Origin of the sequence: Flavobacterium psychrophilum (assembly GCA_001708385.1) — a bacterium.
In the GTDB taxonomy this organism is placed as follows: domain Bacteria; phylum Bacteroidota; class Bacteroidia; order Flavobacteriales; family Flavobacteriaceae; genus Flavobacterium; species Flavobacterium psychrophilum_A.
Genome location: CP012388.1, coordinates 3,721,290 through 3,747,943, shown reverse-complemented (window position 1 = coordinate 3,747,943; position 26,654 = coordinate 3,721,290). Strand labels below are relative to the sequence as shown.

Below are 26,654 nucleotides of genomic sequence, written 5' to 3'. Positions count from 1 at the left end.
ATTGATTATTTGCGTATTTGGTTATTCGTTAGCTACTTTCGCGATCCAAGTACTTTATAAGTACCAGTTTAGTTGATATCATAAACCCAAAAATCCCCGGTGTATAAATACATCGGGGATTTTTTATCTAACACGAACTTAATTCTTATTTGTGCATTAACACAGTATCAATAACGTGGATAACACCGTTAGACTGGTTAACATCTGCAATGGTAACCTTAGCTTTGCCTCCTTTTTCATCCTGTATCCAAAGGTCCTTACCGTTCATCATGAACCATAATTTACCACCCTGTACAGTTGCAACCTCAGCTTTACCACCGCCTTTTTTAATAGCCGCAGCTACATCGGCAGCACTCCATTTTCCTGATACCACATGGTATGTAAGCACACCTTGAAGCATCTTTTTATTTTCCGGTTTAAGCAATGTTTCTACAGTTCCTTTAGGTAGTTTATCAAACGCAGCATTTGTTGGCGCAAATACAGTAAACGGACCTTTACCCTGTAATGTTTCTACCAGCCCTGCTGCTTTAACTGCAGCAACAAGTGTTGTATGGTCTTTAGAGTTTACCGCGTTCTCTACTATGTTTTTTGTAGGGTACATCTCGGCACCGCCTACCATTTTAGTTTTTTGAGCAAATGATGCTGTTCCTGTCATTAGTGCAAGTGCGATTACCGCTGCCGAAAAGATTTTTGAAATTTTCATGGTTGTTTTTTTGTTTAAAGTTTATAGAGACAGATACGCCGTAATTACAGTTATGGTTTTTATACGCTTAATTTTTTTAGAAATATTTAACTTATTTACAAAAATTCAGATGCATTTATAATGACCGTTTTTCATTGTAAATATCTATTTTTAAAGAAATTACTTATAGCAATTTTTGTTCATGAAAAAATTCAGAAAAATGATCATTATAATAGCCATACTCATTGGCTTCCCCGTATTGGTTATCGTAGTTAATAAACTATCGAGTATTTACTACGACAAAGAATACACTGACGCCGACAAAGGTGCGTCTTCTAAAAATTACACCATAACCAAACTTGACATCCCGGGAAGGATATCGTTCCACTTCAGCACGCAGCGAACTATGCTCCCCGGAGAGGAAGACATTACAAGCCATGTTTTTTACGACAAAGCCCAAAATAAGACAATGGTCGTTGCCACACAGTACATTGCCAATGATAGTGGATTTAACGACGAAGTAGAATTTTATTATGCTATAGATAACCAGGGCAACATTAGCAAACTGGACAGCATACCCGAAACAGCGCGATTGGTTAAGAACCAGCTTGTACCCTTCCAACGATGGCATGATAAGTCGCAGGTTATATACATGCGTCACTTTGCCAAACAGGATTTTGACCCGCCATCGTTAAACCCGCTAAGAGGCATGGGAAACCCTACTGGAGGCAGCCCCGGATACTATTGGAACGGACCCGGCTACTACGATCTGAAATTTAAAAATGATGTCTTAAAACTTAAGTTTCCGTGTAAAAGCAGGGCTTTTCTTTTCTCCAACGATTATGATTATGAAACAGGCCTAAACTACTACCTCCTACCCAATCAGGACATTGCTTTTATCATAGATTACAAAAACCGGGAACCAACTAGTATTTACATGATTAAACACAAATAACTTGCTAACATGAATAAGTTCAGAATGATAATTATAGTAGTCGTCGTTATAATTGGTTTTCCTTTAGCGGTTTTAGCGATAAATAAGCTCTATAGTTCGCGGTACGACAAACAATACAGCGATGCCAATTCCGGCGGAAGTTCACAGCACTATATCTTTACAAAACTGAATGTAGCCGGGAAAGCTGTATTTCACTCCGGTAATGAGGCAGCCGCCGCTGTTACAGACGCAGATATAGAAGAGGAAAAAACAGAAGATGTTTCAGGACATCTGTATTATGACGCAACGCTTAAAAAAGTTTTTGTAGAAACAGAACAGAATATCAGTGAACCAAATACTGATGGTTACACTAAAATCGAATATTTATCTATTGATGGCGGTGGTACGATTACGAAAGTAGATAGTATCCCACTTAATGCAAAATTGCTAAACAACCAAATTGAACCCTTCTACAATTACTCCGACACATCACAAGTAATACATATGGAACATTTCGCAAAGAAGGAATTTAATGCCGATGCATTAAACCCTTTCAGTACATTCAATCCAACAGGTGGCGGGGAAAAATATTACTGGCTGGGGCAAGGCTATTATGCTATAAAATTCAAAGAAGACACCTTTAAAGTAAAGATAAGGTGTGAAAGCAGTGCACTATTCTTCGCATCAAACAACGACTACTATAACGGATTGTATTATTACACCCTACCCGATCAGGATATTGCCTTTGTAGTATATTCCGGTCGGTTTTCATTTGGCGATATTTATATGATAAAGCGTAAGTAGTGTAGAGAAAATCTATTGCCTTGATCTATTTTTGCGCGCATGAGCAAGGAACAAAAAAATATTTTTTTTGTGAAGGTGCAAAAAGTCTATTAAATAATCAGACACTATTACATACATTTTATGTCAATGGTAAACCCTTGCGGCAAACCAAGTGCTTTAGCTTTAGCAACATCCTTGCACGCAAGATCCATATTCTTATTATTAGCCAGTAGCCTTGCTCTCGATATATAAATAATTGCTAACTGCTTTTGAGGAGTGTCACCACTTTCAATAGCAGATGTAAGGTCTGCTATAGCTTTTTTGTCATCCTCCATTATTGCATACAATGTAGCACGAGACATCAAAGCACGCCATGCGGTTTCTGGTGTGCTTACCTCCAGTGCCTGGGTATAAAAGCCTTCTGCTTTTTGATAATCTTTTTGATGAAGCTGTTCTACAGCTTTATTCATGAGGTCCTGAAAATCGCCTTTGGGCTTTTCATCCTCTTTTAAAGACGTTTTTTCGGTAACTGTAACCTTAGTTTTTTTATTCTTATCAGAGCCGGGTTTTGAAACAGCAGTTCCATTGGCTTTATTACCTGTATACGGCGCATAGGTCTGTGCCTGGGCAGCTGTACCTAATACTATAGCAAATATCAATAGTAATAATTTCATAGCGTATTTTTCATACATTTAATTGATTGGCGCAGATAAAGTTAAAAAAAAACATCCACAAAAAAACTACGATAACAAAAAAAGCCCTCTCAGCAATGAGAGGCCGCTATAGTTAAAGACATATTCCGTCCTGTAATAATAATAATACATAAATTAACTTCATTAGGTCAGAAGAGAATGACTATGTAAAGCGAACGTAGCGAGAGTATAGCCAGTAAATTTATGACTGGTGTAGAGTGCCATCAAAAACGAAATGCACCAACATCATTGAGTAACGACTTAAGACTTGTTTGGTGCCGTGTTGCAGATTATTGTTGCCTTATTGGTAATTGTTGGGGCGGTACTGCATTGGATATGGAAACGGTTATAATAAGAAAGGATGAACATTTCTGTTCATCCTAGCTGCCTTACACGATAGATACTTATAGAAATTACTTTCTCTTTCTGTTCAGAGCGTTATCAATAGTGGATTTATTCCATAATAATAAATTCTTTCGTCCAACAGATAAAACTTTTTCAACAGAAAGACCATTTTTAAAAGCCCAACTTATCCATATTTTTATAGCGACACTCCAGTAAAACCAACCTAATATCACACCAATTATTCCAGCATCTAAGCCTTTAAAATTGAAATAATTTATAAGGACAAATCTTACTCCAAAAATAATTAGAATAACTATAATGTTAATCATTAATTGCCCTGTAATTATTATTTTATAAATTTTACTCATACTACATAATAATATTTCTCCATGTACTTCGTATTAAAATGTCCCCCGCTCGCGCGAGCATCTTGCTCGTGCGCAAACTAATTTAAGATAACATCTTGATCCTCATTTATAATTCAGGTATTCCTGTAAATAAACAGAAATCTCCAATCGGAATCAACGTAAACAAATATACAGAATCGATTGTATAAAAAAAGCCCTCTCATTACTGAGAGTGCCTCTATAATTAAAGGGATTCCCGTCCTGAAATGCCGATACATTAAAACTTCATTATATCAGAAGGGAATAACTATGTAAAGCGAACCTAGCAATACTACAGTAAGTCGCTTAAATTGCAAATAGTTCTGTATATTGTCTTTGAAGTATATTCCGGCCGGTTTTCATTTGCCGATATCTATTTGATAAAGCGTAGATAGTGTGGAGAAAAATGTTTCGTACACGAAAAGGATGCTCGCACGAGCGGAGGAAATGATTTTAAAGTAAATTGTTTAAATCCTATTCAAGGCTTTTTAAACAGGAGAATAAAAAAGCCCGAAACCATTCAGTTACCGAGCTTAATTTAGATTTAGTCAAAGTAACAGATTACTCTAATCCTTTTTTAACAATTACAGAATTTGTTCCATTATCGTAATACAATCTTTTTTTGTTGTTAATATACCATTCTTTCCATTTAATATAATCTTGTTGGGTGGGATTTAATTTCCCTATTTCTGAACCATCAGCTTCAGATTCAATTCCAGTTAATTTTTCTAAATAACTTATTACCTTGATTATTTTTAATTGCTTGTCTGGTTTACCTTTTAAATAGGATTCAACAAATACCAATTTTTCTTCAACTTCTTTATAAGCTCTCTTATTTTCTTGCAATACACTACAGCTTAACAAAAAAACAAAAATTAAATATATAAATGTTTTCATTTTAATTGGGTTACTTTTTTACGTTATTCTTATCAATATCGTATGTTACTGTTTTAGCTTCCCCCCGCTCGCGCGAGCATCTTGCTCATGCGCAAACTAATTTAAGATAACATCTTGATCATCATTTATAATTCAGGCATTACTGTAAATATATAGAAACCTCCAATCAGAATCAACGTTAACAAATATACAGAATCGATTGTATAAAAAAAGCCATCTCATTGCTGAGAGTGCCTTTATAATTAAAGGGATGTCTTGTCCTGAAATAGCAATACAAAAAATTTCATTATACCGAAGAGAATGGCTATGTAAAGCATACGTAGCTAGAGTATAAACGCAAATTTATGACTGGCATAGAGACCACCATAAACGAAATGCACCTGTTTCAATTGGTAACAGTTTAGGACTGGTTGCTGCCGTGATACAGATTATGGTTGCCTTTCTGGTTATTGTTGGGGTGGTATTGCTTTGAATATGGAAACGGAAAAAAAAAGGATGAACATTATTGTTTATCCTCTTAATTTCACTTTTATAATTTGTTCGTTTTTGAACGTAAGAATATCAAATTTATAGTACTGACTTTAAAACATACTCGTTCATTGTATTTAATTTTTTAAGTAATAAATAGCTCCATCATGCCTAATAAACATAACCCAATCTAAGCTTTTATCAAATATATTTATGTCATCTGCTACAGGATACCACACATCATAAAAAAACTTGCTGAAATCTTTTATCGCCATTAAGTCAATTTTTTTGAAATCATACCAATCTATATAAACATTTTCTTGTGGGACAATTCCAAGTTTATCGAAGGTATTTAATAAATCAAAGTCTTCTGAAGCATCTTCTTCAGCACAATAATCTTGGAGTGAAAAAATTGCCTCAACGATATTTTCTCGCTTTTTGAGATATTTCTTTGTTATTTCAAGCCTTAAGTTGTTGCATTCCTCGTCAGATAATGTGCTATAAGACGGAAATACGTTATTATATTCGTCTTCAAATAACGATATTTTAAATTTTTCCATTTTTTAATGTTTTATTGGTATTGCTCCGCTCACACCCCTCCGCTCGCGCGAGTATCTTGCTCGTGCGCAAACTAATTTAAGATAACATCTTGATCATTTATAATTCAGACACTCCTTTAAATAAACAGAAACCTCCAATCGAAACGTAAACAAATATACAGAATTGATTATACAAAAAAAGCTCTCTCATTGCTGAGAGGGCTTCTATAATTAATTAAAGGCGTATCCCGCCATGCAATAAAATACATTAATTAACTTCATTAGGTCAGAAGATAATGACTATGTAAAGCAAACGTAGCGAGAGTATAGCCAGCAAATTATGACGGGCATAGAGAACCACCATAAACGAAATGCATATACATCATTAAGCAATGACTTAGGACTTAGGTGTCGTGTTGCAAATTAGTGTTGCCTTACTGGTTATTGTTGTGGCGGTAGTTCATTGGATATGGAAACGGTTATAAAAGACAAAGGATGAACATTGCTGCTCATCCATTTTAATTTTTATTAAAATTATTCTTTATTTTAGTACGTTAGAAATATAAAAACATATGCGACTAACTTAGTATCTATAACGAATTTCATAATCTAATTATGATTCATATAAGCTTCTGGAATGACATATGTTTCTTTGAACTGAATATTTTTACACTTATTTTCGTCGTACCATTCTACCCATTTTTTACGGTCCTGTTGAAATATACCTGTTGGATAAGTTCTAGAATAGTTCATAAGCTCATCAGTCGATACAGGTGCATAATTAGAAATAAAAATCACGGATTTTATAAATGTTGAATCTTGCAAAACAGTAATATTGTTGTCAATATATCTGATATGATGAAAGAAAGCTTCTTTAAATTTTAGATTTTCATTACAATTATTTCTACCTAAGTCAGAAGGTTTACATGAGATTTGGATGAGAATCAGTATAAATAATATTTTTTTCATAATTATGGAATTTTGGTTTTAGTTAAATTTATGCCTCCAGAAGAGTTTGGTGTTACCGTTTGCGATGTTTTACTTCCGTCTCGTGCATAAAATATATTGTCACCATTTAAATAATTTTGCATTCTGCAATTACCATTAACACTATCGTCAGCATATGTTGCCTGTTTATGCATATAAATTGCTCCAGCAGGATTAACACCTTTTACCTCTCCAGATTCAGCTTTTAATTGTTGTTCTTTTGTCTCATGCGCTAGAACTCCAGCACTAGGACCAGCACTATGACCAGCTTTGTCAAATTCTTGCATATCGCCAATATCTATCATATTATCTTTTAGAGAAGCAACAGTAACATTTGCATCATTGTTTACTATCTCTACATCTGCTGTAGCGGAACTATAGACCGCTTGACTATAAACATTAATAAATGCTTGTTGTTCCTTAATAACAGGTCCTTCAGAGACCTGTGTAAAAACAACGTTACCATCATTTTTTTCAATAGTAACTTGAAAAGTGTTTCCAGTTCCTTTTTCTACTTCTTTAATATAAGCACTTTGCGTTGAGCCTGCAGTGCTTCCTGGAGCGTTGTAAATGTAGGCTTAATAATATCATCAGCTATCATCCCATCGGGGTCAACAAACCTCATAGGGTTATTATAACAATATGTATAAGGCGACCACCTTCTACTTACCTCTGCCAGTGGATCAATATTAAACCATCTACCTATTGCAGGATCATAGTTATGTGCTTTATAATCTTACCAGCCAAGCCACAGTTCGTCCTGGAGCTCTTGCCCTTGGTACTTAATCTTTTAGCATTTAGGTTTACTACCAATTTAGGTTTATAAGAAACGTAAACAAATATACAGAATTGATTATACAAAAAAAGCCCTCTCATTACTGAGAGGGCTTCTATAATTAAAGAGGATAAGGATTATTTGTTTTCTCCTTTTTCCATTCTTTCTTTTAATTCAGCTAATACATCAAGATCACCTAGAGTGCTTCTTTCTGCATTGTTGTTAGATGAAGAATTGTTATTGTTGTTAGAATCATTGTTTCTAACATTTTTCTCTTCTTCGTCACGGAATGTAGCAGTGTGAGAAGCTACAACTCTTTTGAATTCTTTGTTGAACTCAATTACTTTGAATTCAGCAGATTCTCCTTTTTTAAGTTTTTTTCCGTCTTCTTTCTCAAGGTGACGTGTAGGAATGAAAGCAACGATATCGTCACCGAATTCTACTGTAGCACCTTTGTCAACGATTTCAGAAATCTCACCTGTATGTAGTGTACCTACAGCGAAAGAATCTTCATATTTATCCCAAGGGTTAGCCTGAGTTTGTTTGTGACCTAGAGAAAGTTTACGACCATCAACGTCTAGTTCAAGAACTACTACGTCTAGTTTATCACCAACGTTTACAAATTCAGATGGGTGTTTGATCTTCTTAGTCCAAGATAGGTCAGAGATGTAGATCAATCCGTCGATACCTTCTTCAAGCTCTACGAATATACCAAAGTTTGTAAAGTTTCTAACGATACCTGTGTGTTTAGAACCTACAGGATATTTAGTAGTGATATCAGTCCATGGATCCTGAGATAATTGTTTGATACCTAGAGACATTTTTCTGTCTTCTCTGTCAAGAGTAAGGATAACAGCTTCTACTTCATCACCAACTTTAACGAAATCCTGAGCAGATCTTAGGTGCGTAGACCAAGACATTTCAGAAACGTGGATTAGGCCTTCTACACCTTCAGCAACTTCGATAAACGCACCGTAGTCAGCAATAACTACTACTTTACCTTTAACTTTGTCACCTACTGCAAGGTTTGCATCAAGTGCATCCCATGGGTGAGCGTGTAATTGTTTAAGACCAAGTTGAATTCTTGTTTTCTCATCATCGAAATCAAGGATAACAACGTTAAGTTTTTGGTCAAGTTCAAGAACTTCACTTGGGTGGTTGATACGGCTCCAAGAAAGGTCTGTGATGTGGATAAGTCCGTCAACACCTCCAAGGTCGATGAATACACCGTAAGAAGTAATGTTTTTAACAACACCTTCAAGTACCTGGCCTTTTTCAAGCTGCCCAATGATTTCTTTTTTCTGAACTTCGATATCTGCCTCGATAAGAGCTTTGTGAGATACTACTACGTTTTTGAACTCATGGTTGATTTTCACAACTTTGAACTCCATAGTTTTGTTCACATATTGATCGTAATCTCTAATTGGCTTAACGTCAATCTGAGATCCCGGAAGGAATGCCTCAATACCAAATACGTCAACGATCATACCACCTTTAGTTCTGCATTTAACAAAACCATTAACGATTTCACCTGTTTCGTTAGCATTGATAACTCTATCCCAAGCCTTGATTGTACGCGCTTTTTTGTGAGATAATACTAATTGTCCTGATTTATCTTCACGAACGTCAATAAGAACCTCAACTTTATCACCTACTTTTAGGTTCGGGTTGTAACGGAACTCATTAAGAGAAATTACACCTTCTGATTTTGCGTTGATGTCTACGATTGCGTCACGGTCAGTAATTCTAACTACAGTACCTTCTACTACTTCATCGCTGTCAGTTGAAATAAAAGTTTCTTCAACCAGACTTTCAAATTCCCTAAGGTTTTGCTCATCTACCGGATCAATACCTTCTTCGAAGTTATGCCAGTTAAACTCCTGTAGAAATTCTTCGTTTGTTTTAATTTGTTCAGACATGCTGATAAAAAATTTGTATCCTGCATTTTGCTGGGTTTCTTATGCAATGCAAAACAGCAGAAGCGTTTTACATAAAATTGCTTTTAAACACCTAATGGAAACCCTATTCGCCAAAAGGTGCGCAAAGGTACAACTTTTTTTAATATCTGCAAACTATAAACCACGGGTTTTTAAGGTACTAAACAAGGATGGCCCGATTAAAACCGAACATATCTTAAAACATTCATCTATAATATGGATTTACTCGGAAACCGGGACTACTTTATTTTTAACTTCCTTAAAAACAAGCATAAACACAACAGCCAGTACAACCGCATATATAGCAAAAGTAAGCCAGATACCCTGCCAGTCTTTAACACCATTTACTGTAAAATGGTCTACTACCCAGCCACTGGCAAACCCGCCCATAAAGGCTCCTACCCCGTTGCACATTATCATAAACAATCCCTGTGCGCTGGCACGTATGGCTGGGCTGGCTTCCCGCTCCACAAAAAGCGACCCCGATATATTGAAGAAATCGAACGCCATACCGTAAATCACCATAGAAAATATCAAAAGCCACAACCTGCTATCGGGATCTCCAAAGGCAAAAAAGCCGAAACGCAGTGCCCAGGCTATCATGCTAAACAACATTATGCGCCTTATACCAAAACGGTTCAGAAAAAAAGGTATAGAAAGTATAAATAAGGTTTCTGATATCTGTGATATGGATAGCAGTAAATTTGGATGTTCTACCGCAAATGAATCGGGATGGGTTGTTTTAAAATCGTCCAGAAAAGGCCCTCCAAAAGCATTGGTTATTTGTAATGCCGCTCCTAACAGCATAGCAAAGACAAAAAATATAGCCATTCGCTTTTGCTTAAAAAGCACAAAAGCATCCAGCCCCAGCGCCGAAGGCAAGCTCTTTTTACCTCCCGCAGGTGAAGGTTTTACTGCAGGCATTGTAAAGGCATACAAGCCTAAGAACAATGCTGCGCCTGCACTTACGTACAATTGAAACGGACTCTGTGTCCACCCAAGTATATCAACAGTCCACATCGCTAACACAAAACCCACCGTACCCCATACGCGAATCGGCGGAAAGTCGGTAACAATGTTTTTGCCGTTCTTTTCCAGTACAGCATACGATACCGCATTATTAAGTGCAATAGTTGGCATGTACAGAAATGAATGAAAAAGCATAGCCAGGTAAAAGGCTGAAAAATTGGTAAGTTTAGAAGCATAGAGCAAAAAAACCGCCCCTATTATATGGCAAAGACCCAATACCCTTTCGGCATTTAGCCAACGGTCTGCCACTATACCTAAAAGGCCGGGCATGAATAGTGAGGCTACACCCATAGTGGTATACACACTGCCAATTTGCAGGCCGCTAAAGCCTAAATTTCCTCCCATGTAATTGCCTAACGATATTAGCCACGAACCCCAGATATAAAACTGGAAAAAATTCATGACTATAAGGCGCAGTTTTATACCCATAAAGTAAATATAGCAATATTTTTCATGGTTGTAAAAACGAAACAATAAAGTAACAGATTGTTTATAATCGCATAAAAATAAACAGCAGTATCAAAAGAATCATAACAATATAAGCCCTGACAGATGCAGCCCCTCTAATAGATAACGGATTTTTTTTATAGCGGTCTTTTGTGCTTTTTACCAAAAAATAAATAAGCTGCATAAAAACAACTGCCAAAAGCATGAACAGTATTTTATTCTGCATTTTTATTCATTGTAAAAAGTAAGCTGAAATTAATTTAATATTTCCCTGGCAAGAAGCAATACTTTTTCAAGTTGCTCACGCTTATTGATATACGAGTTATCCATCTCTATAGCATCATCCGCTTTAACCAAAGGAGAATCTTCACGGTGCGTATCAATATAATCACGGTCAATTACATTTTTATACACATCTTCGTAAGTAACTTCCTGCCCAAGCTCTACCAATTCTTTAAAACGCCTTTGGGCACGAACGCCCGGTGCAGAATTCATGAATATTTTGAGCTCGGCGTTCGGAAAAACAACAGTACCTATATCCCTGCCATCCATAACAACGCCTTTGCTTTCGCCCATGTGTTTTTGCTGTTCAACCAGTTTGGCGCGTACCTGCGGCACTTCTGCCACAAGGCTCACAAGTTGAGAAACGCCCAGTGTACGAATTTCTTTCTCTACGTTTTCGTCGTTAAGATACATTTCTGCAAACTCAAGGTCGGGATTGTATAAAAAGCGGAGTGTAATTTTATCAAGGCTGTCAATAAGTGCCTGCTTATCAAAATTACCTTCAGATATAAAATTACTTCTCATGGCGTATAACGTAACGGCACGATACATCGCACCTGTATCTACATATACATAACCAAGTTGTCGTGCCAGCTGTTTTGCCAGCGTGCTTTTACCTGTTGAAGAGAAACCGTCTATAGCTATGGTGATTTTTTTATCCAATCTTATTGTAAATTAAGCATTAGGCCAAACAGGCTTGTATTTGCTGCGAGCGTGTACCTTGAATACGAATAATCAAAGCGCAATTTACCAAATCTTATGCCTATACCTGCCGAAATTCCCGAAAAACTTCTTTTGTCTACAATACGAAGTTCTTCCGCCCTTCTAAAGTTATAGCCTACACGAAGATTAAAGCTTTTGCCCGGTAAAAATTCGGCCCCCACAATTACGTGGCGTAATGCATTATTAAAAAACGATACTTTTTCTTCTGTACTTCCACCGTCTATACCCTGTTCGGCACGGTTAGGGTTAGAAAAAGCAATATTCCATTGCTGAAGGTTTTCCAGAGTTAGATGCCAGCGAAGCGGAACATTTTCCATTTCCTGAGATATACCGGCTATAATTTCTAATGGAAGTTTTTCCTGAGTACCCGCATAGGTGGTAATCTGCGTTCCTGCATTTCGAATTACAAGCGCATAATTGATGTCGTTATCTTCATCTTTATAGAGCGCACCGATGTCTACAGCGGCACCTAATGAATTATAGGTTTCAAGAGTAGATGATATTATTTTAGCATTTACGCCCAGGTATAAATCGGTATAAGGCACATTGTAGGCATATCCCAAAGACAGGGCAAGTTCGCTACCCGTAAAATCTCCGGTTAAAAGTCCGGTTTCATCGCGGCCTTCAAAGTTACCATAGTCTACATAGTTAACACCCACATGAAACGTTTGCACATGCCTGTCCCAGGTGTAGGCATATGCAGCAGTACCATAAGCTACTTCTCCATAATAGTTACCGTAGTTGGCAGAAAGATGGTTGTCCATCTCGGGATTGATGGTAGCAGGGTTAAAAATCCCCTGGTTTACATCATAATCATGCAATGTAATAACTTTTCCGCCCAGGGCAGCCTGACGCGGCGAAGTTACCAGGTTTAAGAACTGATATGTATATTTACCTCCTATCTGACTGAAAGACAAAGCGGTGTAAAACAGAAAAAGATAAATAAACGTTTTTTTGAACATTGCTGCTTTTTGGTTTCTGCATTATATAACGCAGATGCGAAGATATTATTTTTAAGACATTTTATACAATTAGATTTAAGATTTAAAAACGCTTCGTAAATCTGCACTAAAGTTAATAGCATAACCTACCTCATAGCCAAAAGCATTGCTATTACTGTAAATCCCTGTAAAACAATTAGTGTCACGAAATTCTAAATAAATGTCACACTTTGTCTGCTGCAATTAACAGTTACTTCACATTCATTTAATGAATTTTATACCACAAATAAAACTATGAATTCTTATGAGAAAAATTATCCTATCAGTGCTATTCGTATTTAACTGCGTCCTTGCACAGGCACAGGTAAATTACGAGTCGACAGGCGATTACGCCAAACTTTATGACATTACGTACGATGCAACTGTACAAAACAAAATTTATGCACGTACACTTTACAACCATATTGTTGTATCAACTAACCAGGGAACCAGCTGGCAGGTGCTTTACTCGCATCCGTCGGGTATAGACCACCTTAAACTGGTAAACAACAATACGGCTATTGCATTTACCAGCCCGGAAGGCGTAAATATACTAAGCCTTTCAACTAATGAAGTTGTAAAATTATTCGAGATCCCTGCAACAGGTGTTGCCGGCGCAGGCGCACCATATGTTACTGACTATTCCATTTATGGTACAGACAATACAACAGCCGTAATTGGTATAGGTTTCGGACTTGGCTTTGACAACTTCGGTAAAACATTCTATTCTAACAACGGAGGAGAAGACTACAACGAAATTTATTATACTGTAGACAATAACGATATCTTCATCCAGAGAGTTGCCATTGCCCCAAACAATCCTGAAAAAATATACCTTACAAGAGGTAACGGAAAAAATGGAGTATCAGGTGGTTTATTAGTTTCTACTAATGCGGGAGAAACTTTTACCGAACAGCTAGCGGGTATAGTACTTGATGCTATCGCGTTTAAGCCTAACGTTCCTAATGAAATTATTATTGGTACCGGAATTACTTTCGGACAGCTTCCTGAAAACGTTTACAAGACTGTAGACGATGGTGCAAACTGGGTTATTCAGGACATTACATTCGATAACGTAACCCTTGATAACATTACCCAGATTACATATCATCCGGCTGACACTGACAAAATTATTATTCTTGAAGAGAATGAAATAATCAGTACTACAGACGGTGGCGAAAACTGGACAAGCCAGGTTTTTGAAGTTGGTGTAGCAATGGACTACTATTATGGCATTAATGCATCTTTTGACCCTTTTGATACAGATCGCGCTATAATCACTACCGATTTCTATCCTCAGGTTACTACAGACTATGGTGCTACGCTTACACAAATAAAAGCGCCTTTTAACGCATCTAATTCTGTGTCTGTAGCTCAGACAGGAGAATCTGCTACACACTTATACTATGGCAGCCAGGGAGGTTATATTACTAAAGACCTTGCTACAGGAACAGCAAACGCCTACGAAATCCTTAACCCTGATGTATTTACATCAGCTTCAAGAAGTATTACTGCCGACCCTGTAGTGACAGGCAGGTCGTTTTTATTTGATGCAGGAGGCTTTTTTGGTTCAACATTAAGTGTTAGTACAGATTATGCTGCAACTACAACACCTATCCTGAATACTTTTGGTGCTGCGATTCAGCAAATCACTGTTGACCCGAACAACGCTAACATTGTTTACATTGTTATACGCAGCAATGACAATAGTTCATTATTCAAATTTGACCTTACAAATCTTGAAAATGTAACAAACGAGCAAATTATCACTCCTGGTGAAATCTTTGAAGAGCCGGAAGAAGGGCAGCCTTCACCAGCTACAGGTGTTATTACCGGACTTATTGTTGATAAAGAAAACAGTAATAACATTACTATAGCGAAATTTACAGAGATCTATAATTCTACAGATGGGGGTGCAACATGGACAGAAGTAGAAACAACAGGACTTACACTTAACCCTGCTACAGACATTATATGGGATATGGCACAAAGCCCTGTAGAGAAAAACAATATCATACTTTCTTCAAACGTTGGTATTTTCACTTCTACAGATGGTGGTGTAACATGGGCTTCATCACTACCCGGTTACAATGTACGTAAAGTGACCTACTCGCCAACCAATGCTAATGTAGCTGCAGCTGCCGTATATAGCGGACAAAATATAGATGCCGTAATTTTAGCTACCAGAAACAATGGTACTAGCTGGACGGTTATTAATCCTTCAGATATTGAATATGCGACAACAGGTTCGGTAGATTTTGCATTTGGTGCAGAATCGTTAACGGCTTACATAGCAACGATAGATCTTGGTGTTATGAGCTATGTAGTAGACTACGATGTACTTGGTACAGACGACAATCCTCAATTAACAAAAAACAATATTGCTATTTACCCTAACCCTGCTTCTTCTGTACTTAATATTACTGTTTCAGACAACAGCGAAATTAAAAACACGGTTATATATACTCTTGCAGGACAAAAAGTGATAGAAACAGCCGCAACAAGCATTAATGTTTCTGCCCTTAGCAACGGAATATACATTGTAAAAAGTACTACTTCAAGCGGCGCTTCTTACTCTCAAAAATTAGTAAAACAATAATAAGGTAGTTTTTTTAGGTTTTATGACAAAGGCGGCTCCTGTAGTAGGGAGCCGCTTTTTTTTATTTAACACACTAAAATACAAGACACAGGAAATTACAAGACAACATTGGCTTTTACAAATTCGGTAAAATTAACTTTACAGTCACACTTTGTCTAAGCATTCATAAAGCTTACGCTTATATTTTTCGTGAAATTTATACTTTAAAATAAAGCTATTATGAAAAGAAAAAATTTACTAATGCTCTTACTGTTTTGCTGCGTAGTTGCTAACGCACAAATTAAGTATGAATCGAACACCGGCTACACAAGGTTATTTGATGTAACCTACGATGCCACTGTACAAAACAAAATTTACGCATTAACCCTGTCAAACCATATTGTCGTTTCTACGAATCAGGGAGCAGACTGGCAATTACTACATACACATACCAGTAAACTTAACAGTCTAAAACTAGTTAATAACAATACAGCATTGGCATTTTCTGCCAAAGAAGGGGTATACGTACTTAGCCTTACCGATAATTCTATAACCAAATTTTTCCCGATTCCCGATCCTAACGTAGAGGGAGCTACTGATTTCTGGATCAGTGACTACGACATATACGGTACAGATAACTCTACCATTGTTGTGAACCTCGGGATTAAACTTGATCTTGTAAATGTTACTAAGGTATTTTACAGTAATAATGCCGCTGTACTATGGAAAGAAATTTATTATTCTGACGATAATAATTTTGTTCCTGTAAATAAAGTGGCCATAGCACCGGGCAATCCTGAAAAAATATTTGTTACACGTGGCCTCGGTCCCGACCTTGATGTATACGGCGGCCTGTTCATATCAAATGACGCAGGTACTACATGGACAGAAAAATTACCCGGAATAGTGCTTGACCCTATTGCAATCAATCCTGAAAATACTCAGGAAATTATGGTTGCTACTGGTGTCTCCCTCGAAATACACCCTGAATATGTATATAAATCTTCCGATAATGGAGAATCCTGGATAGCTCAAAATATCACATGGACCAATGTTATAAATGATAATGTGTTAAAGATTGTTTACAACCCGAAAAACACAGACAATATCATTATCCTGGAAGAAAATGAAATCGTATCAACTACAGATGGCGGTGCGTCCTGGAGCAATAAGGTATATGATCAGTATGCTGTAGATTACACCAACGGACTAAACGCGTCATTTGATCCTTCTGATGACAACCGCGTCATTATATCTACAAATTATTATCCGCAGGTCACAACAGATTTTGGGGCGACCCTAACTCAGCTTAAATCGCCATTCAACGATTCATACACAGTAGCAGCAGACCAGACCGGAGACGCAGACCATATTTATTATGGAATACAGAGAGGTTACGTTCACAGAGACCTTACTACTAACGAAGAAGATATTCATAATGCAATAAGCCTGTTAGAATATACAGACGCTTACAGTTTTATTACCACCGACCCCATTGTTGCGGGCAGGATATTTATTTACTCTTATAATTATTTCGGATCATCTGTAAGTGTCAGTACAGATTATGGTGCTACGTCAACATTACTGTTTAATCCGTTTGGCGATGAGATTAAGCAAATAGCAGTCGATCCTGCAAACAATAACATTGTATACCTTTCTATACGATTGGGAGAAGGCAGCAGCCTTTATAAAATTGATCTCTCAAATCCGGAGGAAATTAATCCTGAAGAAATAATCACTCCGGGAGACGGGATTGTAACAGGCATCCTTATCGACCAGACTGGCAAAATTACAATTGCAAAAGGAGCAGGTTTATATACCTCTACAGATGCAGGCCAAAACTGGGCAGTTGCCACAACAACCGGTCTTACTCTGGGCAGCGCAGATAGTATCTGGGATCTTACAAGAAGTAAAGTAAATACTAACAATCTGATACTATCATCAAATGTTGGCATTTTTACTTCTACAGACGGCGGAACCAGCTGGACTCAGAAACTAACTCAAGAGGTTCAAAAAGTAAGCTATTCGCCTTACAGCGCTGCAATTATTGCAGGAGCCAGCTACAACATTACGGGTCTTGTATTTAGTGCAGACAATGGGGTTAACTGGAAAACTATAACTGCCGAGGAACTTAATAACGTTTCTATTGCCGGTGTAGACTTTATTTTCGGAGACACCAGCGTTACAGCATATATAGCAACAGCCGATCTTGGCGTAATGAGCTATGTAGTAGACTATGATGTATTAGGTACAGATAATCCTCAATTGCCAAAAAACAATATCGCTATTTATCCTAATCCTGCATCATCTGTTCTTAACATAACTGCTTCAGATAACAGCGAAATTAAAAATACAGTTATATACACCCTTGCAGGACAAAAAGTGATAGAGACAGCAGCAACGAGCATTAATGTTTCTGCCCTTAGCAACGGAATATACATTGTGAAAAGCACTACTTCAAACGGTGGTTCTTACACTCAAAAATTAATAAAACAATAGTAAAGTAGTTTTAAGTTTTAGTAGTAGGCCGGCTCTCTAGGGAGTCGGTTTTTTTATTAATAAAAAACGGCTAAGGTATTCCTTAGCCGTTTCATTTGAATTAACCTTTATTATTAAAGTGTTTTTGCGTTTTTTACTTTCTGGTCGGTAATTGCATATTTTATTACCTCGCTCATCTCTTTCACATAATGGAATGTAAGCCCTTCAAGGTATTCCGGTTTAATCTCGTCTATATCACGCTTGTTTTCGTAACACAAAATAATCTCCTTGATATTCGCTCTTTTGGCAGCCAGAATCTTTTCCTTAATACCACCCACAGGCAATACGCGCCCTCTAAGGGTGATTTCACCTGTCATAGCAAGATGTTTCCTTATCCTTTTTTGTGTAAAGGTAGAAACAAGCGATGTTAGCATGGCAACACCTGCACTTGGCCCGTCTTTAGGCGTTGCACCTTCCGGCACGTGAATATGAACGTTATAATTACTTATAACCTCAGGACTAATACCTAAAAGCTCTGCATTTGCTTTGATATATTCTAACGCAATGGTGGTCGACTCTTTCATAACTGTACCCAGGTTACCGGTCATGGTCATATGCCCTTTACCTTTAGAAATGATAGATTCTATGAAAAGAATATCCCCGCCAACGCTTGTCCATGCAAGTCCGGTTACAACACCGGCAACTTCATTATTTTCATACTTGTCACGTTCCATTTTTGGTGCGCCAAGTATTTTTATAATATCCTCGTCAGTAATTTTCACGTTGTATTCCTCTTCCATTGCAATGCATTTGGCGACATTACGAACTACTTTTGCAATTTGTTTTTCAAGTCCCCTTACACCCGACTCGCGTGTATAGCCAACAACAATTTTCTCAATTTGTTTTTTGCCTATAACAATATCTTTGGCCTCAAGTCCGTGTTCTTTAATTTGTTTCGGAACAAGGTGCTTTTTAGCAATCTCTATTTTCTCTTCTATCGTATAACCTGTCATGTTAATAATCTCCATCCTGTCACGAAGTGCTGGCTGAATCGTAGAAAGGTTATTTGATGTAGCTATGAACATAACTTTAGACAGGTCGAAACCTAGTTCCAGGAAGTTGTCATAAAACTCAGAGTTTTGCTCCGGGTCTAATACTTCAAGTAAAGCAGAAGAAGGATCTCCCGTATTGCTAACACTAAGTTTATCTATCTCGTCAAGTACAAAAACAGGGTTCGATGTACCTGCTTTTTTAAGGCTCTGTAATATCCTTCCCGGCATTGCGCCGATGTAAGTTTTCCTGTGCCCTCTTATTTCTGCTTCGTCACGAAGACCACCCAGAGAAATACGAATGTACTCCCTGCCCAGCGCTTCGGCAACCGATTTACCGATAGATGTTTTACCAACTCCCGGAGGGCCGTAAAGACATAATATTGGCGATTTCATATCCTTACGCAGCTTAAGTACCGCAAGGTGTTCTATAATACGTTTTTTAACATCGTCCAACCCGTAATGGTCACGGTGTAATACTTTCTCTGCACGTTTAAGGTCGAAGTTATCTTTAGAAAACTCATTCCACGGCAGGTCCAGCATCAGTTCAAGATAGTTACGCTGTGTTCCGTATTCTGCCGCCTGCGGATTCATACGCTGCAGCTTGGCAACTTCTTTATCAAACTGTGTTTTAACCTTATCGTTCCATTTTTTAGCCTTACCCTTTTGACGCAGGTCATCAATTTCCTGATCATGAGAAACACCGCCCAGTTCTTCCTGAATGGTTTTCATCTGCTGATGAAGGAAATATTCACGCTGCTGCTGATCAAGGTCAAAGCGAACTTTGCTTTGTATATCATTTTTAAGCTCCAGTTTCTGAAGCTCTAAATTCATATAACGAAGGGTTTCCAGTGCACGCTCCTTAAGGTCGTTCGTAGCAAGAAGATCCTGCTTTTCCTTAACTGTAAGGTTCATGTTACTTGACACAAAATTTACAAGGAAAGAGTTGCTCTCGATATTCTTGATGGCAAAAGTAGCCTCAGTAGGAATATTTGGACTCTCCTTAATAATTTGTATCGCCAGTTCCTTAATAGATTCTATGATAGTGGTAAACTCGGCTTCAGTATCTTCCGGCCTGTCTTCAGGAACTTCTTTTACAGTAGCCTGTAAATACGGTTCATCGGTAATTACCTGATCGATCTCAAAGCGTTTTTTACCCTGAAGTATCACTGTAGTATTACCATCCGGCATTTTTAGCACACGAAGAATGCGCGCCACAGTACCAACTGTATTAATATCTTCAATACCCGGTTCTTCTACACTTTCATCTTTTTGGGCAACTACCCCGATAATTTTACCGCCTGCGTTAGCATCGTTAATAAGCTTAATCGACTTATCCCTGCCCGCAGTGATGGGAATTACAACACCCGGAAACAAAACCATATTACGCAAAGGCAGTATCGGCAGGATTTCAGGTAGTAATTCGTTATTCATTTCTTCTTCATCTTCAGGAGTCATTAGCGGAATAAGTTCCGCATCAGTGTCAAGCTCCTGAAGTGACAAACTGTCAATATTTAATATTTTCTGATTAGCCATAGTAGGATAAAAGTCATTTTGTCATTAAACATAAACATAAAGCAGAATTAACGAGTATTTAAAATCGGTCTTTCGCTCTATGTATCAATATGATGCAGTAAATAATTGTATCTCTGCATACTATTATGACAATCTTTGTGCCATAAAAAAATCCGCACAAGGCGGATTTTTAATTCAATCTATATTTTTAGTCCTGCAGACTGAATTGTCCTTCAGTTACCGTTTTTAAATTTCCGTCAATATCTTCTCCGCTGAAAGAGAACGTTCCTTTTATCCATCCGTTAGAATGAGAGGTAATTGTAAGCGTACCGCTGTCTGATGAAAAACCGTCCCCTGTTAAGCTAATGTAGCTTGCAAAATATTTTGTAAACACTTCAAGCGGGTAAGTACCCGGTGTAATTGTTTCCGGAATAGTAATGCTCATACTTTCCTGAGATGCAGTATTAGTTGCGCTAATCGTCCATGTATTTCCCTCTCCGAAGGTCATGATAGTGCCGAACGTTTTTGCCGTTCCGTTAACTTTAGCTTTAAAAAACTTTTCATTAACCGGATTTGTGCCCGGATTATCAGGTAAACCAATAACAGGAATATTTTCAAAAATACCGTTTGTAAATGCTATAGAGGGCAGGTTCATCGTTGCATCCCCATACCATCCTGTAAAATTAAACCTTCCTGATATTGTTTTGTTCACAGCATCAAACTTTGTAATAGTAACGCTTCCCTGGTTATTACCTGTAGTAGGATCAATATTCAGATAGCCTATTGCAGAACTGTTACCCGGAAAATATCCTATAAAAGATTCTGTATATGTTTTAACGGCAGTATCATCAATACTTATAGATAGTGCCTCTCCATTTGCATTTAAAACAGCGCCAATGTTAAGCACACCTTCCTGGTAGTTTGCTGTTGCAGCCACTGCAGTATGTGTTGCATTACTAAAGTCAACCTTAAATACAGCAGGCCCCACGGTACCGGGCTGTTCTCCGATAGTCTCAAGTAATACAGGATCAACAGCTTCTGTATCGCATGAAACAAAACTAATTGCAGATAATAGGAATAAAGCCGAAAGCTTCATAAATTTTTTCATAATAAGGTCGGTTAATTTTTTACAGTTTCAAATATAGCAGAATTTCACAAAAATGATTACGTATACGTTAAATAATTCTTACTAATATATTCCCATAAAAAAATCCGCCCTAAGGCGGATTCATATTCTAAATTATATTCTCTTAGAAATCGTATTCTATATTAAAATCACCATTAGTTACGGTATGCGTTTCACCCTCAGTATTTGTAACCGTAAAGCTAAAAGTTCCTTTTAAAAATCCGTTTACATTACTTGTAATAGTTAATGCTCCTCCTGTTACAGGAAAACTTTCATCAGCAGCAGACACAAATGTTGCGCTTGCTACACTTGCCGATCCGTTGCCAAATTGGTACGTACCGGGAGTTATATCGGAATGAGCTGAAACAATTAACTCATGATCTGGAGCAAATGCGTTGATAGTTATAACTTCAACTCCGCCGCTACCACCACCAACTGCTACACCCAGATCAGCATCTTCGTATGTATTATCCTGACCGTCAACTCTTGCTTTAAAAAATTCTTCAGTTCCTGTTACAGGACCTCCACCGGCGTTACCAGTGTACGGAACGTTTGTAAACACGCCATTCGTAAAAGCAATAGAAGGCAGGTTTAAAGTAGCATCGGTCCACCAGCCTACAAAGCTAAAAGTACCCGATATTGTTTTGTTTACTGTATCTATACTTGTAATAGAAACACTTCCTGATTCCTGACCTGTAGTAAGATCAACGTTGCTATATGAATATTCAGAAGTGCCCGGGTTATAGTCTAAGATAACTTTGTCAGCAGAATAACTACCAACAGCAGTGCCATTTATAAGTACAGAAAAAGCTTCACCATTAGTACCTTTAAGACCGGTAATAGCCACATTTGCATTACTTATAACAGCAGCAGAACTTGTTGCCACAAATGTATTCCCGCTAAAATCTGCTTTAAATACTGCTGGACCTGGTGTACCAGGTTGCTGTCCAATATTGTCTAACAAAACAGGGTCTACAGGTTCGGTATCACAAGAAGTAAAGTTTACCGCAGCAAAAACTACAGCAAATACAGATAATAGGGCTTTAATCTTTTTCATGGTTCTAAAATATTTTTCAGTCCAAATATAATAGAAATTAGATATAAACTACCTCTTTTTCTCTACTCTTAACAGTAAAAATATTCCCATTATAAAGAATATTGTTAAAAATACTACAGAATAACGCATGCTGCCAAATATCTGATCGATAGCACCATATAAAAGCATACCTATAACAATACCTATCTTTTCTGTAACATCATAAAAACTAAAGAACGAAGCTGTATCTGTAGTCTCCGGCAAAAACTTAGAATAGGTAGAACGCGATAGCGATTGTATCCCTCCCATAACCAGACCTACAAAAGCAGCTGTAACATAAAATTCTATCGGCTGTGTTACAAAAAAGGCACATATACATATTACGGCCCATATACAGTTAATTCCGATAAGCGTTTTTATATTACCATATTTCGCTGAAAGTTTCGATGTAATTACAGCACCGGCAACGGCAATAAGCTGAATAAGAAGGATGCTCACAATAAGCCCCATCTGTTTCGCACCGCCTTCACCCCACTCTATTTCTTCTGCACCAAAATAGGTTGCAACAAGCATAACTGTCTGTACGGCCATACTGTAAACAAAGAAACCTCCAAGATATCTTTTAAGCGTGATATTCTGCTTTAGCTGTGCCCAGACTTTTCTTAACTCCCTAAAACCGTTAAAAATTACATCTCCTGTTACTTTTTTGCCTTCTTTAGTGCCTTTCGGCAGATAGTAATACGTATACTGGCTAAATACGATCCACCATATACCTACTGATACAAATGAGTAACGCATCATCTGCTCTTTCTCCGAATCTTCTACCGACATTACCATCGCAAGATTGATGATAAGCAAGATAACACTACCAATATATCCCATTGAATATCCGCGTGCGCTTACCGCATCCTGCTGATCGGGAAATGCAATATCCGGCAGATACGAGTTGTAAAACACAAGGCTACCCCAAAATCCTATCAGTCCAAAAAAGTAGCAAACAAGGCTCCAGTAAATATTGTCAAGATCAAACCAGTATAGACCAATGCATGATATCGCACCTATGTAGCAAAATAGTTTAAGAAAGCTTTTCTTATTTCCCACATAATCTGCAATACCTGAAAGAAGCGGGGAAATAAAAGCTACAACTAAAAAGGCAAATGCCGTTACAAAACTTATAAGCGCGGTGCTTTTCATAGAAGTGCCAAAAACAGCGATGTGCTTTATTCCCTTAAGTTCAAAAATGAGATCATAAAAAATGGGAAATATTGCCGAAGCGATAACAAGACTGTAAACTGAGTTCGCCCAGTCGTAGAAAGCCCATGCATTAAGCAGCTTTTTGCTGCCTTTTTCTAATTGTGCCATATATATTGGTTTGGTGAGCCAAAGCTAATTTATTTTTTGATAAGTCGTAAAGTCCAAAGTTATAAAGTCGTAAAGTTTACACTATAATATAAAAAAGCCACCCTAAGGTAGCTTTTTGTAAGTCTAGTATCTAATATATCTATTCTACATACTTAAATTAAAACTTCACACCAAATTTGGCAGCTTGCGCTTTTGCATTTGGAGCAAGGCTTTTAATATTTGCAATCCTTGTTGAACCTGACGGGTGCGTACTCATAAACTCCGGTGGTGCAGCACCTCCGGCATTAGCTTCCATCCTCTGCCAAAACTCAACTGCTTTATCCGGATTGTATCCTGCAATAGCCATAAGGGTAAGGCCAATTTCATCGGCTTCGTTTTCATGCTTACGGCTAAATGGCAGCATTCCGCCATATTCGCTGGTAATACCATAGGCCTGCATGTATATGTTTTGTGCTGCTGCACTCTTACCTGCTGTCGCCGCCTGAACACCCGCAGCACCAATTTCCTGAAGCTGGGAAGCACTCATACGTTGTGCACCATGGTTTACCAATGCGTGAGCAACCTCGTGCCCCATTACAGTAGCAAGCCCGGCATCATCTTTAGTAACTGGCAATATACCTGTGTATACTACAATCTTACCGCCCGGCATACACCATGCATTTACTGCAGGGTCCTGAACCAGGTTATATTCCCATTCGTAACCATTAAGATATCCCTGATAACCATTAGCATTAAGGTATTTTTCGGCAGCAGCCTTGATCTTTTGGCCTACTGTCACCACGCGTTGTGCGTCGGCAGTACCCTTTATTACTTTATTCTCTTTTAAAAATTGGTCGTACTGCTGAAACGCAGTTGGAAATATTTGGTCGTTAGACACAAAGTTCAGATCCTTTTTACCTGTAAAAGGGTTTGTGCTACAGGCAAATACCGTAGCCAGCAAAAGAGCAGACAGTGCAAAAACACTTTTCTTCATGGGGTCGAAAATTTATAAATTCTATCCAAATTTAGTGAATTCATTTTATAAGTATTTCCGAAAAAAATCACATTTTAGTTAAAGTATTGTGAATGTTTAAATTACCGTTAAAATTTTTCGATGGCAGATCAATAAGAATTATGTCTCGATAAAATAAGCCGAAGATATTACGTAACTTGGTATAGTAATTTCAATACCATGTCAAACACACCTAAAAAGCATCGTCAATCGCTTAGAATACCTAAGCCTATATTAATTACTGTAAAAATATTGGAAGTTACTTCTCCCCGACTGGCTGCTAAATTTGCTATCAAATTATTTACAACTCCAATTAAATATAAGCTTCCTAAACGGGAAGAAGAAATGGATGCCAATAGCAAACAGGAACAGGTATATATCCCGGCTCTGGATAAAACAATCACGGTATACCATTACGGAGACAGTAACCGTAAAGTATTACTTGTACATGGTTGGAGTGGCCGCGGAACACAGCTTAGAAGTATTGCCGACAGATTACTTAAAAATGGATATTCTACTGTAAGTTTTGATGCTCCTGCACATGGTAAATCCGGTAGTAAAACAAGCGACATGACAGAGTTTATCGCGTGTATCCTCGAACTGGAAAAACAATTCGGTCCATTCGAATATGCAATCGGGCATTCGCTTGGCGCAATGGCTGTACTTAATGCTATTAAAAGAGGCCTAAAAGTTCATAAGGCGGTCACTATTGGCAGCGGTGACATAGTAAAAGATATTATGGATGACTTTTCAGAAAAATTAGGAATGAATATTGCTACCGGTAAGCTGATGATACGGTTGTTTGAAAAGAAATTCAATGAAACCATTAACAATTATTCGGCGTATATAGCAGCAAAGGATGTCACTATACCTGTGCTGGTTATTCATGATAAAGATGACGGCGATGTACCTTCTAGTGCGGCACACCATATCGCTGAACATCTGGCGAACGCCGAGTTGATGATTACTGAAGGATTAGGACACCGTAAAATTTTAGGCGACAGTAAAGTCATTAAAAAAATTATTCAATTTTTAGAATTATGAAAAAAATAGCTATCATTATTTTCCTGTTTACCCTTGTTTCTTGTCAGGGGCAGGAAAAGAAACAAACCACAAAAAAGGAAACACCACAACAGTCCGTTAAAAAAGCAAAAATCACTCCTTACAGTACCGATGCAGAATGGAAAAAAGTTTTAACGCAGGAACAGTACGAGGTGTTACGTGAAAAAGCAACTGAAAGGCCTTTTACAGGAGAGTATTATAAACATTTCGAAAACGGGGTATACGTTTGTGCGGCTTGCGGTAACCCACTATTCAAATCCGATGCAAAATTTGATTCATCCTGTGGATGGCCTTCTTTCGATCAGGCTATTGAAGGAAGTGTAGTCTACAAGGAAGATAATACTTTGGGAATGAAGCGTGTTGAAGTGATGTGCTCCAATTGTTGCGGTCACCTGGGTCACGTTTTTGATGATGGCCCCGAAGAAACTACAGGGAAACGATTTTGTACCAACTCGGTTTCCATCAGGTTTATCCCCGCTAAAAAATAGTACCACGTTTATGAGCAGATTAACAGTGCCTTTCTTTTTAATTAAGAAGGACAGACAAACTTTTGTGTAAATTTGTTAAATAC

The 26,654-nt window shown here is 37.7% G+C and carries 22 protein-coding genes and 1 pseudogene; 6 read left to right on the top strand and 17 right to left on the bottom strand.

Translation table 11 applies throughout. The features are described from left to right. Positions 1–145: 145 nt before the first annotated feature. Positions 146–703, bottom strand: coding sequence for a fasciclin (locus ALW18_16620; GenBank protein AOE53983.1), 558 nt, complete (start codon positions 701–703; stop codon positions 146–148). A gap of 181 nt (positions 704–884) precedes the next feature. On the opposite strand from ALW18_16620, the gene ALW18_16615 reads away from it, so the two are divergent. Both ALW18_16615 and ALW18_16610 read left to right on the top strand, forming a co-directional pair. Then, a complete protein-coding gene (locus ALW18_16615) occupies positions 885–1,637 on the top strand; it encodes a hypothetical protein (GenBank protein AOE53982.1) in 753 nt (250 codons plus the stop codon). Between the two features lie 9 nt (positions 1,638–1,646). Continuing rightward, positions 1,647–2,420, top strand: coding sequence for a hypothetical protein (locus ALW18_16610; protein ID AOE53981.1), 774 nt, complete (start codon positions 1,647–1,649; stop codon positions 2,418–2,420). 107 nt (positions 2,421–2,527) lie between these two features. Here ALW18_16610 and ALW18_16605 read toward each other — a convergent pair whose 3' ends face one another. The 11 genes and pseudogenes from ALW18_16605 to ALW18_16555 all read right to left on the bottom strand — a co-directional run bounded on the left by ALW18_16605 (position 2,528) and on the right by ALW18_16555 (position 12,868). Beyond that, entirely contained in the window at positions 2,528–3,091 is a 564-nt protein-coding gene (locus tag ALW18_16605; protein AOE53980.1) for a hypothetical protein, read from the bottom strand. 413 nt (positions 3,092–3,504) lie between these two features. Continuing rightward, positions 3,505–3,804, bottom strand: a complete 300-nt coding sequence (locus ALW18_16600; GenBank protein ID AOE53979.1) for a hypothetical protein — start codon at positions 3,802–3,804, stop codon at positions 3,505–3,507. Positions 3,805–4,383: 579 nt separating this feature from the next. Then, entirely contained in the window at positions 4,384–4,719 is a 336-nt protein-coding gene (locus ALW18_16595) for a hypothetical protein (GenBank protein ID AOE53978.1), read from the bottom strand. 605 nt (positions 4,720–5,324) lie between these two features. Next, a pseudogene (locus tag ALW18_16590) lies at positions 5,325–5,552 on the bottom strand (hypothetical protein). A gap of 783 nt (positions 5,553–6,335) precedes the next feature. Further along, positions 6,336–6,695, bottom strand: a complete 360-nt coding sequence (locus ALW18_16585; GenBank protein ID AOE53977.1) for a hypothetical protein — start codon at positions 6,693–6,695, stop codon at positions 6,336–6,338. Positions 6,696–6,697: 2 nt separating this feature from the next. Continuing rightward, positions 6,698–7,018 carry a hypothetical protein gene (locus ALW18_16580; GenBank protein AOE53976.1) on the bottom strand — a complete coding sequence of 107 codons (321 nt, stop codon included), beginning with the start codon at positions 7,016–7,018 and terminating at the stop codon, positions 6,698–6,700. Positions 7,019–7,625: 607 nt separating this feature from the next. Then, complete coding sequence (locus ALW18_16575; protein ID AOE53975.1) at positions 7,626–9,407, bottom strand: 30S ribosomal protein S1; 1,782 nt, start codon at positions 9,405–9,407, stop codon at positions 7,626–7,628. Between the two features lie 240 nt (positions 9,408–9,647). After that, positions 9,648–10,883 (bottom strand): nucleoside permease, encoded by a 1,236-nt coding sequence (locus tag ALW18_16570; protein ID AOE53974.1) that lies wholly within the window; start codon positions 10,881–10,883, stop codon positions 9,648–9,650. A gap of 61 nt (positions 10,884–10,944) precedes the next feature. After that, positions 10,945–11,127, bottom strand: coding sequence for a hypothetical protein (locus tag ALW18_16565; GenBank protein ID AOE53973.1), 183 nt, complete (start codon positions 11,125–11,127; stop codon positions 10,945–10,947). Positions 11,128–11,156: 29 nt separating this feature from the next. Beyond that, a complete protein-coding gene (locus ALW18_16560; GenBank protein ID AOE53972.1) occupies positions 11,157–11,846 on the bottom strand; it encodes a cytidylate kinase in 690 nt (229 codons plus the stop codon). Positions 11,847–11,848: 2 nt separating this feature from the next. Next, positions 11,849–12,868, bottom strand: a complete 1,020-nt coding sequence (locus ALW18_16555; protein ID AOE53971.1) for a penicillin-binding protein — start codon at positions 12,866–12,868, stop codon at positions 11,849–11,851. A 283-nt stretch (positions 12,869–13,151) separates the two neighbouring features. Here ALW18_16555 and ALW18_16550 point away from each other — a divergent pair, with 283 nt between their 5' ends. Next, entirely contained in the window at positions 13,152–15,485 is a 2,334-nt protein-coding gene (locus ALW18_16550; GenBank protein AOE53970.1) for a hypothetical protein, read from the top strand. Positions 15,486–15,704: 219 nt separating this feature from the next. Further along, positions 15,705–17,963 carry a hypothetical protein gene (locus ALW18_16545; GenBank protein AOE53969.1) on the top strand — a complete coding sequence of 753 codons (2,259 nt, stop codon included), beginning with the start codon at positions 15,705–15,707 and terminating at the stop codon, positions 17,961–17,963. Between the two features lie 113 nt (positions 17,964–18,076). Here ALW18_16545 and ALW18_16540 read toward each other — a convergent pair whose 3' ends face one another. From ALW18_16540 to ALW18_16520, 5 genes are all read right to left on the bottom strand, one after another. Further along, positions 18,077–20,527, bottom strand: a complete 2,451-nt coding sequence (locus tag ALW18_16540; protein AOE53968.1) for a Lon protease — start codon at positions 20,525–20,527, stop codon at positions 18,077–18,079. A 187-nt stretch (positions 20,528–20,714) separates the two neighbouring features. Beyond that, positions 20,715–21,614 (bottom strand): hypothetical protein, encoded by a 900-nt coding sequence (locus tag ALW18_16535; protein AOE53967.1) that lies wholly within the window; start codon positions 21,612–21,614, stop codon positions 20,715–20,717. A gap of 142 nt (positions 21,615–21,756) precedes the next feature. Next, a complete protein-coding gene (locus ALW18_16530; protein ID AOE53966.1) occupies positions 21,757–22,689 on the bottom strand; it encodes a hypothetical protein in 933 nt (310 codons plus the stop codon). A 48-nt stretch (positions 22,690–22,737) separates the two neighbouring features. Next, complete coding sequence (locus tag ALW18_16525) at positions 22,738–24,030, bottom strand: MFS transporter permease (protein AOE53965.1); 1,293 nt, start codon at positions 24,028–24,030, stop codon at positions 22,738–22,740. A 157-nt stretch (positions 24,031–24,187) separates the two neighbouring features. Continuing rightward, a complete protein-coding gene (locus tag ALW18_16520; protein ID AOE53964.1) occupies positions 24,188–25,003 on the bottom strand; it encodes a peptidase M48 in 816 nt (271 codons plus the stop codon). Positions 25,004–25,201: 198 nt separating this feature from the next. Between ALW18_16520 and ALW18_16515 the strand changes: the two genes are divergently transcribed. Next, complete coding sequence (locus ALW18_16515) at positions 25,202–26,065, top strand: alpha/beta hydrolase (GenBank protein AOE53963.1); 864 nt, start codon at positions 25,202–25,204, stop codon at positions 26,063–26,065. 110 nt (positions 26,066–26,175) lie between these two features. Further along, complete coding sequence (locus ALW18_16510) at positions 26,176–26,571, top strand: hypothetical protein (protein AOE54457.1); 396 nt, start codon at positions 26,176–26,178, stop codon at positions 26,569–26,571. Positions 26,572–26,654: the final 83 nt, after the last annotated feature.

Coding starts and splice junctions, on each gene's coding strand:
- ALW18_16620 (AOE53983.1), bottom strand. CDS start 703: ATGAAAATTTCAAAAATCTTTTCGGCAGCGGTAATCGCACTTGCACTA.
- ALW18_16615 (AOE53982.1), top strand. CDS start 885: ATGAAAAAATTCAGAAAAATGATCATTATAATAGCCATACTCATTGGC.
- ALW18_16610 (AOE53981.1), top strand. CDS start 1,647: ATGAATAAGTTCAGAATGATAATTATAGTAGTCGTCGTTATAATTGGT.
- ALW18_16605 (AOE53980.1), bottom strand. CDS start 3,091: ATGTATGAAAAATACGCTATGAAATTATTACTATTGATATTTGCTATA.
- ALW18_16600 (AOE53979.1), bottom strand. CDS start 3,804: ATGAGTAAAATTTATAAAATAATAATTACAGGGCAATTAATGATTAAC.
- ALW18_16595 (AOE53978.1), bottom strand. CDS start 4,719: ATGAAAACATTTATATATTTAATTTTTGTTTTTTTGTTAAGCTGTAGT.
- ALW18_16585 (AOE53977.1), bottom strand. CDS start 6,695: ATGAAAAAAATATTATTTATACTGATTCTCATCCAAATCTCATGTAAA.
- ALW18_16580 (AOE53976.1), bottom strand. CDS start 7,018: ATGATAGATATTGGCGATATGCAAGAATTTGACAAAGCTGGTCATAGT.
- ALW18_16575 (AOE53975.1), bottom strand. CDS start 9,407: ATGTCTGAACAAATTAAAACAAACGAAGAATTTCTACAGGAGTTTAAC.
- ALW18_16570 (AOE53974.1), bottom strand. CDS start 10,883: ATGGGTATAAAACTGCGCCTTATAGTCATGAATTTTTTCCAGTTTTAT.
- ALW18_16565 (AOE53973.1), bottom strand. CDS start 11,127: ATGCAGAATAAAATACTGTTCATGCTTTTGGCAGTTGTTTTTATGCAG.
- ALW18_16555 (AOE53971.1), bottom strand. CDS start 12,868: ATGTTCAAAAAAACGTTTATTTATCTTTTTCTGTTTTACACCGCTTTG.
- ALW18_16550 (AOE53970.1), top strand. CDS start 13,152: ATGAGAAAAATTATCCTATCAGTGCTATTCGTATTTAACTGCGTCCTT.
- ALW18_16545 (AOE53969.1), top strand. CDS start 15,705: ATGAAAAGAAAAAATTTACTAATGCTCTTACTGTTTTGCTGCGTAGTT.
- ALW18_16540 (AOE53968.1), bottom strand. CDS start 20,527: ATGGCTAATCAGAAAATATTAAATATTGACAGTTTGTCACTTCAGGAG.
- ALW18_16535 (AOE53967.1), bottom strand. CDS start 21,614: ATGAAAAAATTTATGAAGCTTTCGGCTTTATTCCTATTATCTGCAATT.
- ALW18_16530 (AOE53966.1), bottom strand. CDS start 22,689: ATGAAAAAGATTAAAGCCCTATTATCTGTATTTGCTGTAGTTTTTGCT.
- ALW18_16525 (AOE53965.1), bottom strand. CDS start 24,030: ATGGCACAATTAGAAAAAGGCAGCAAAAAGCTGCTTAATGCATGGGCT.
- ALW18_16520 (AOE53964.1), bottom strand. CDS start 25,003: ATGAAGAAAAGTGTTTTTGCACTGTCTGCTCTTTTGCTGGCTACGGTA.
- ALW18_16515 (AOE53963.1), top strand. CDS start 25,202: ATGTCAAACACACCTAAAAAGCATCGTCAATCGCTTAGAATACCTAAG.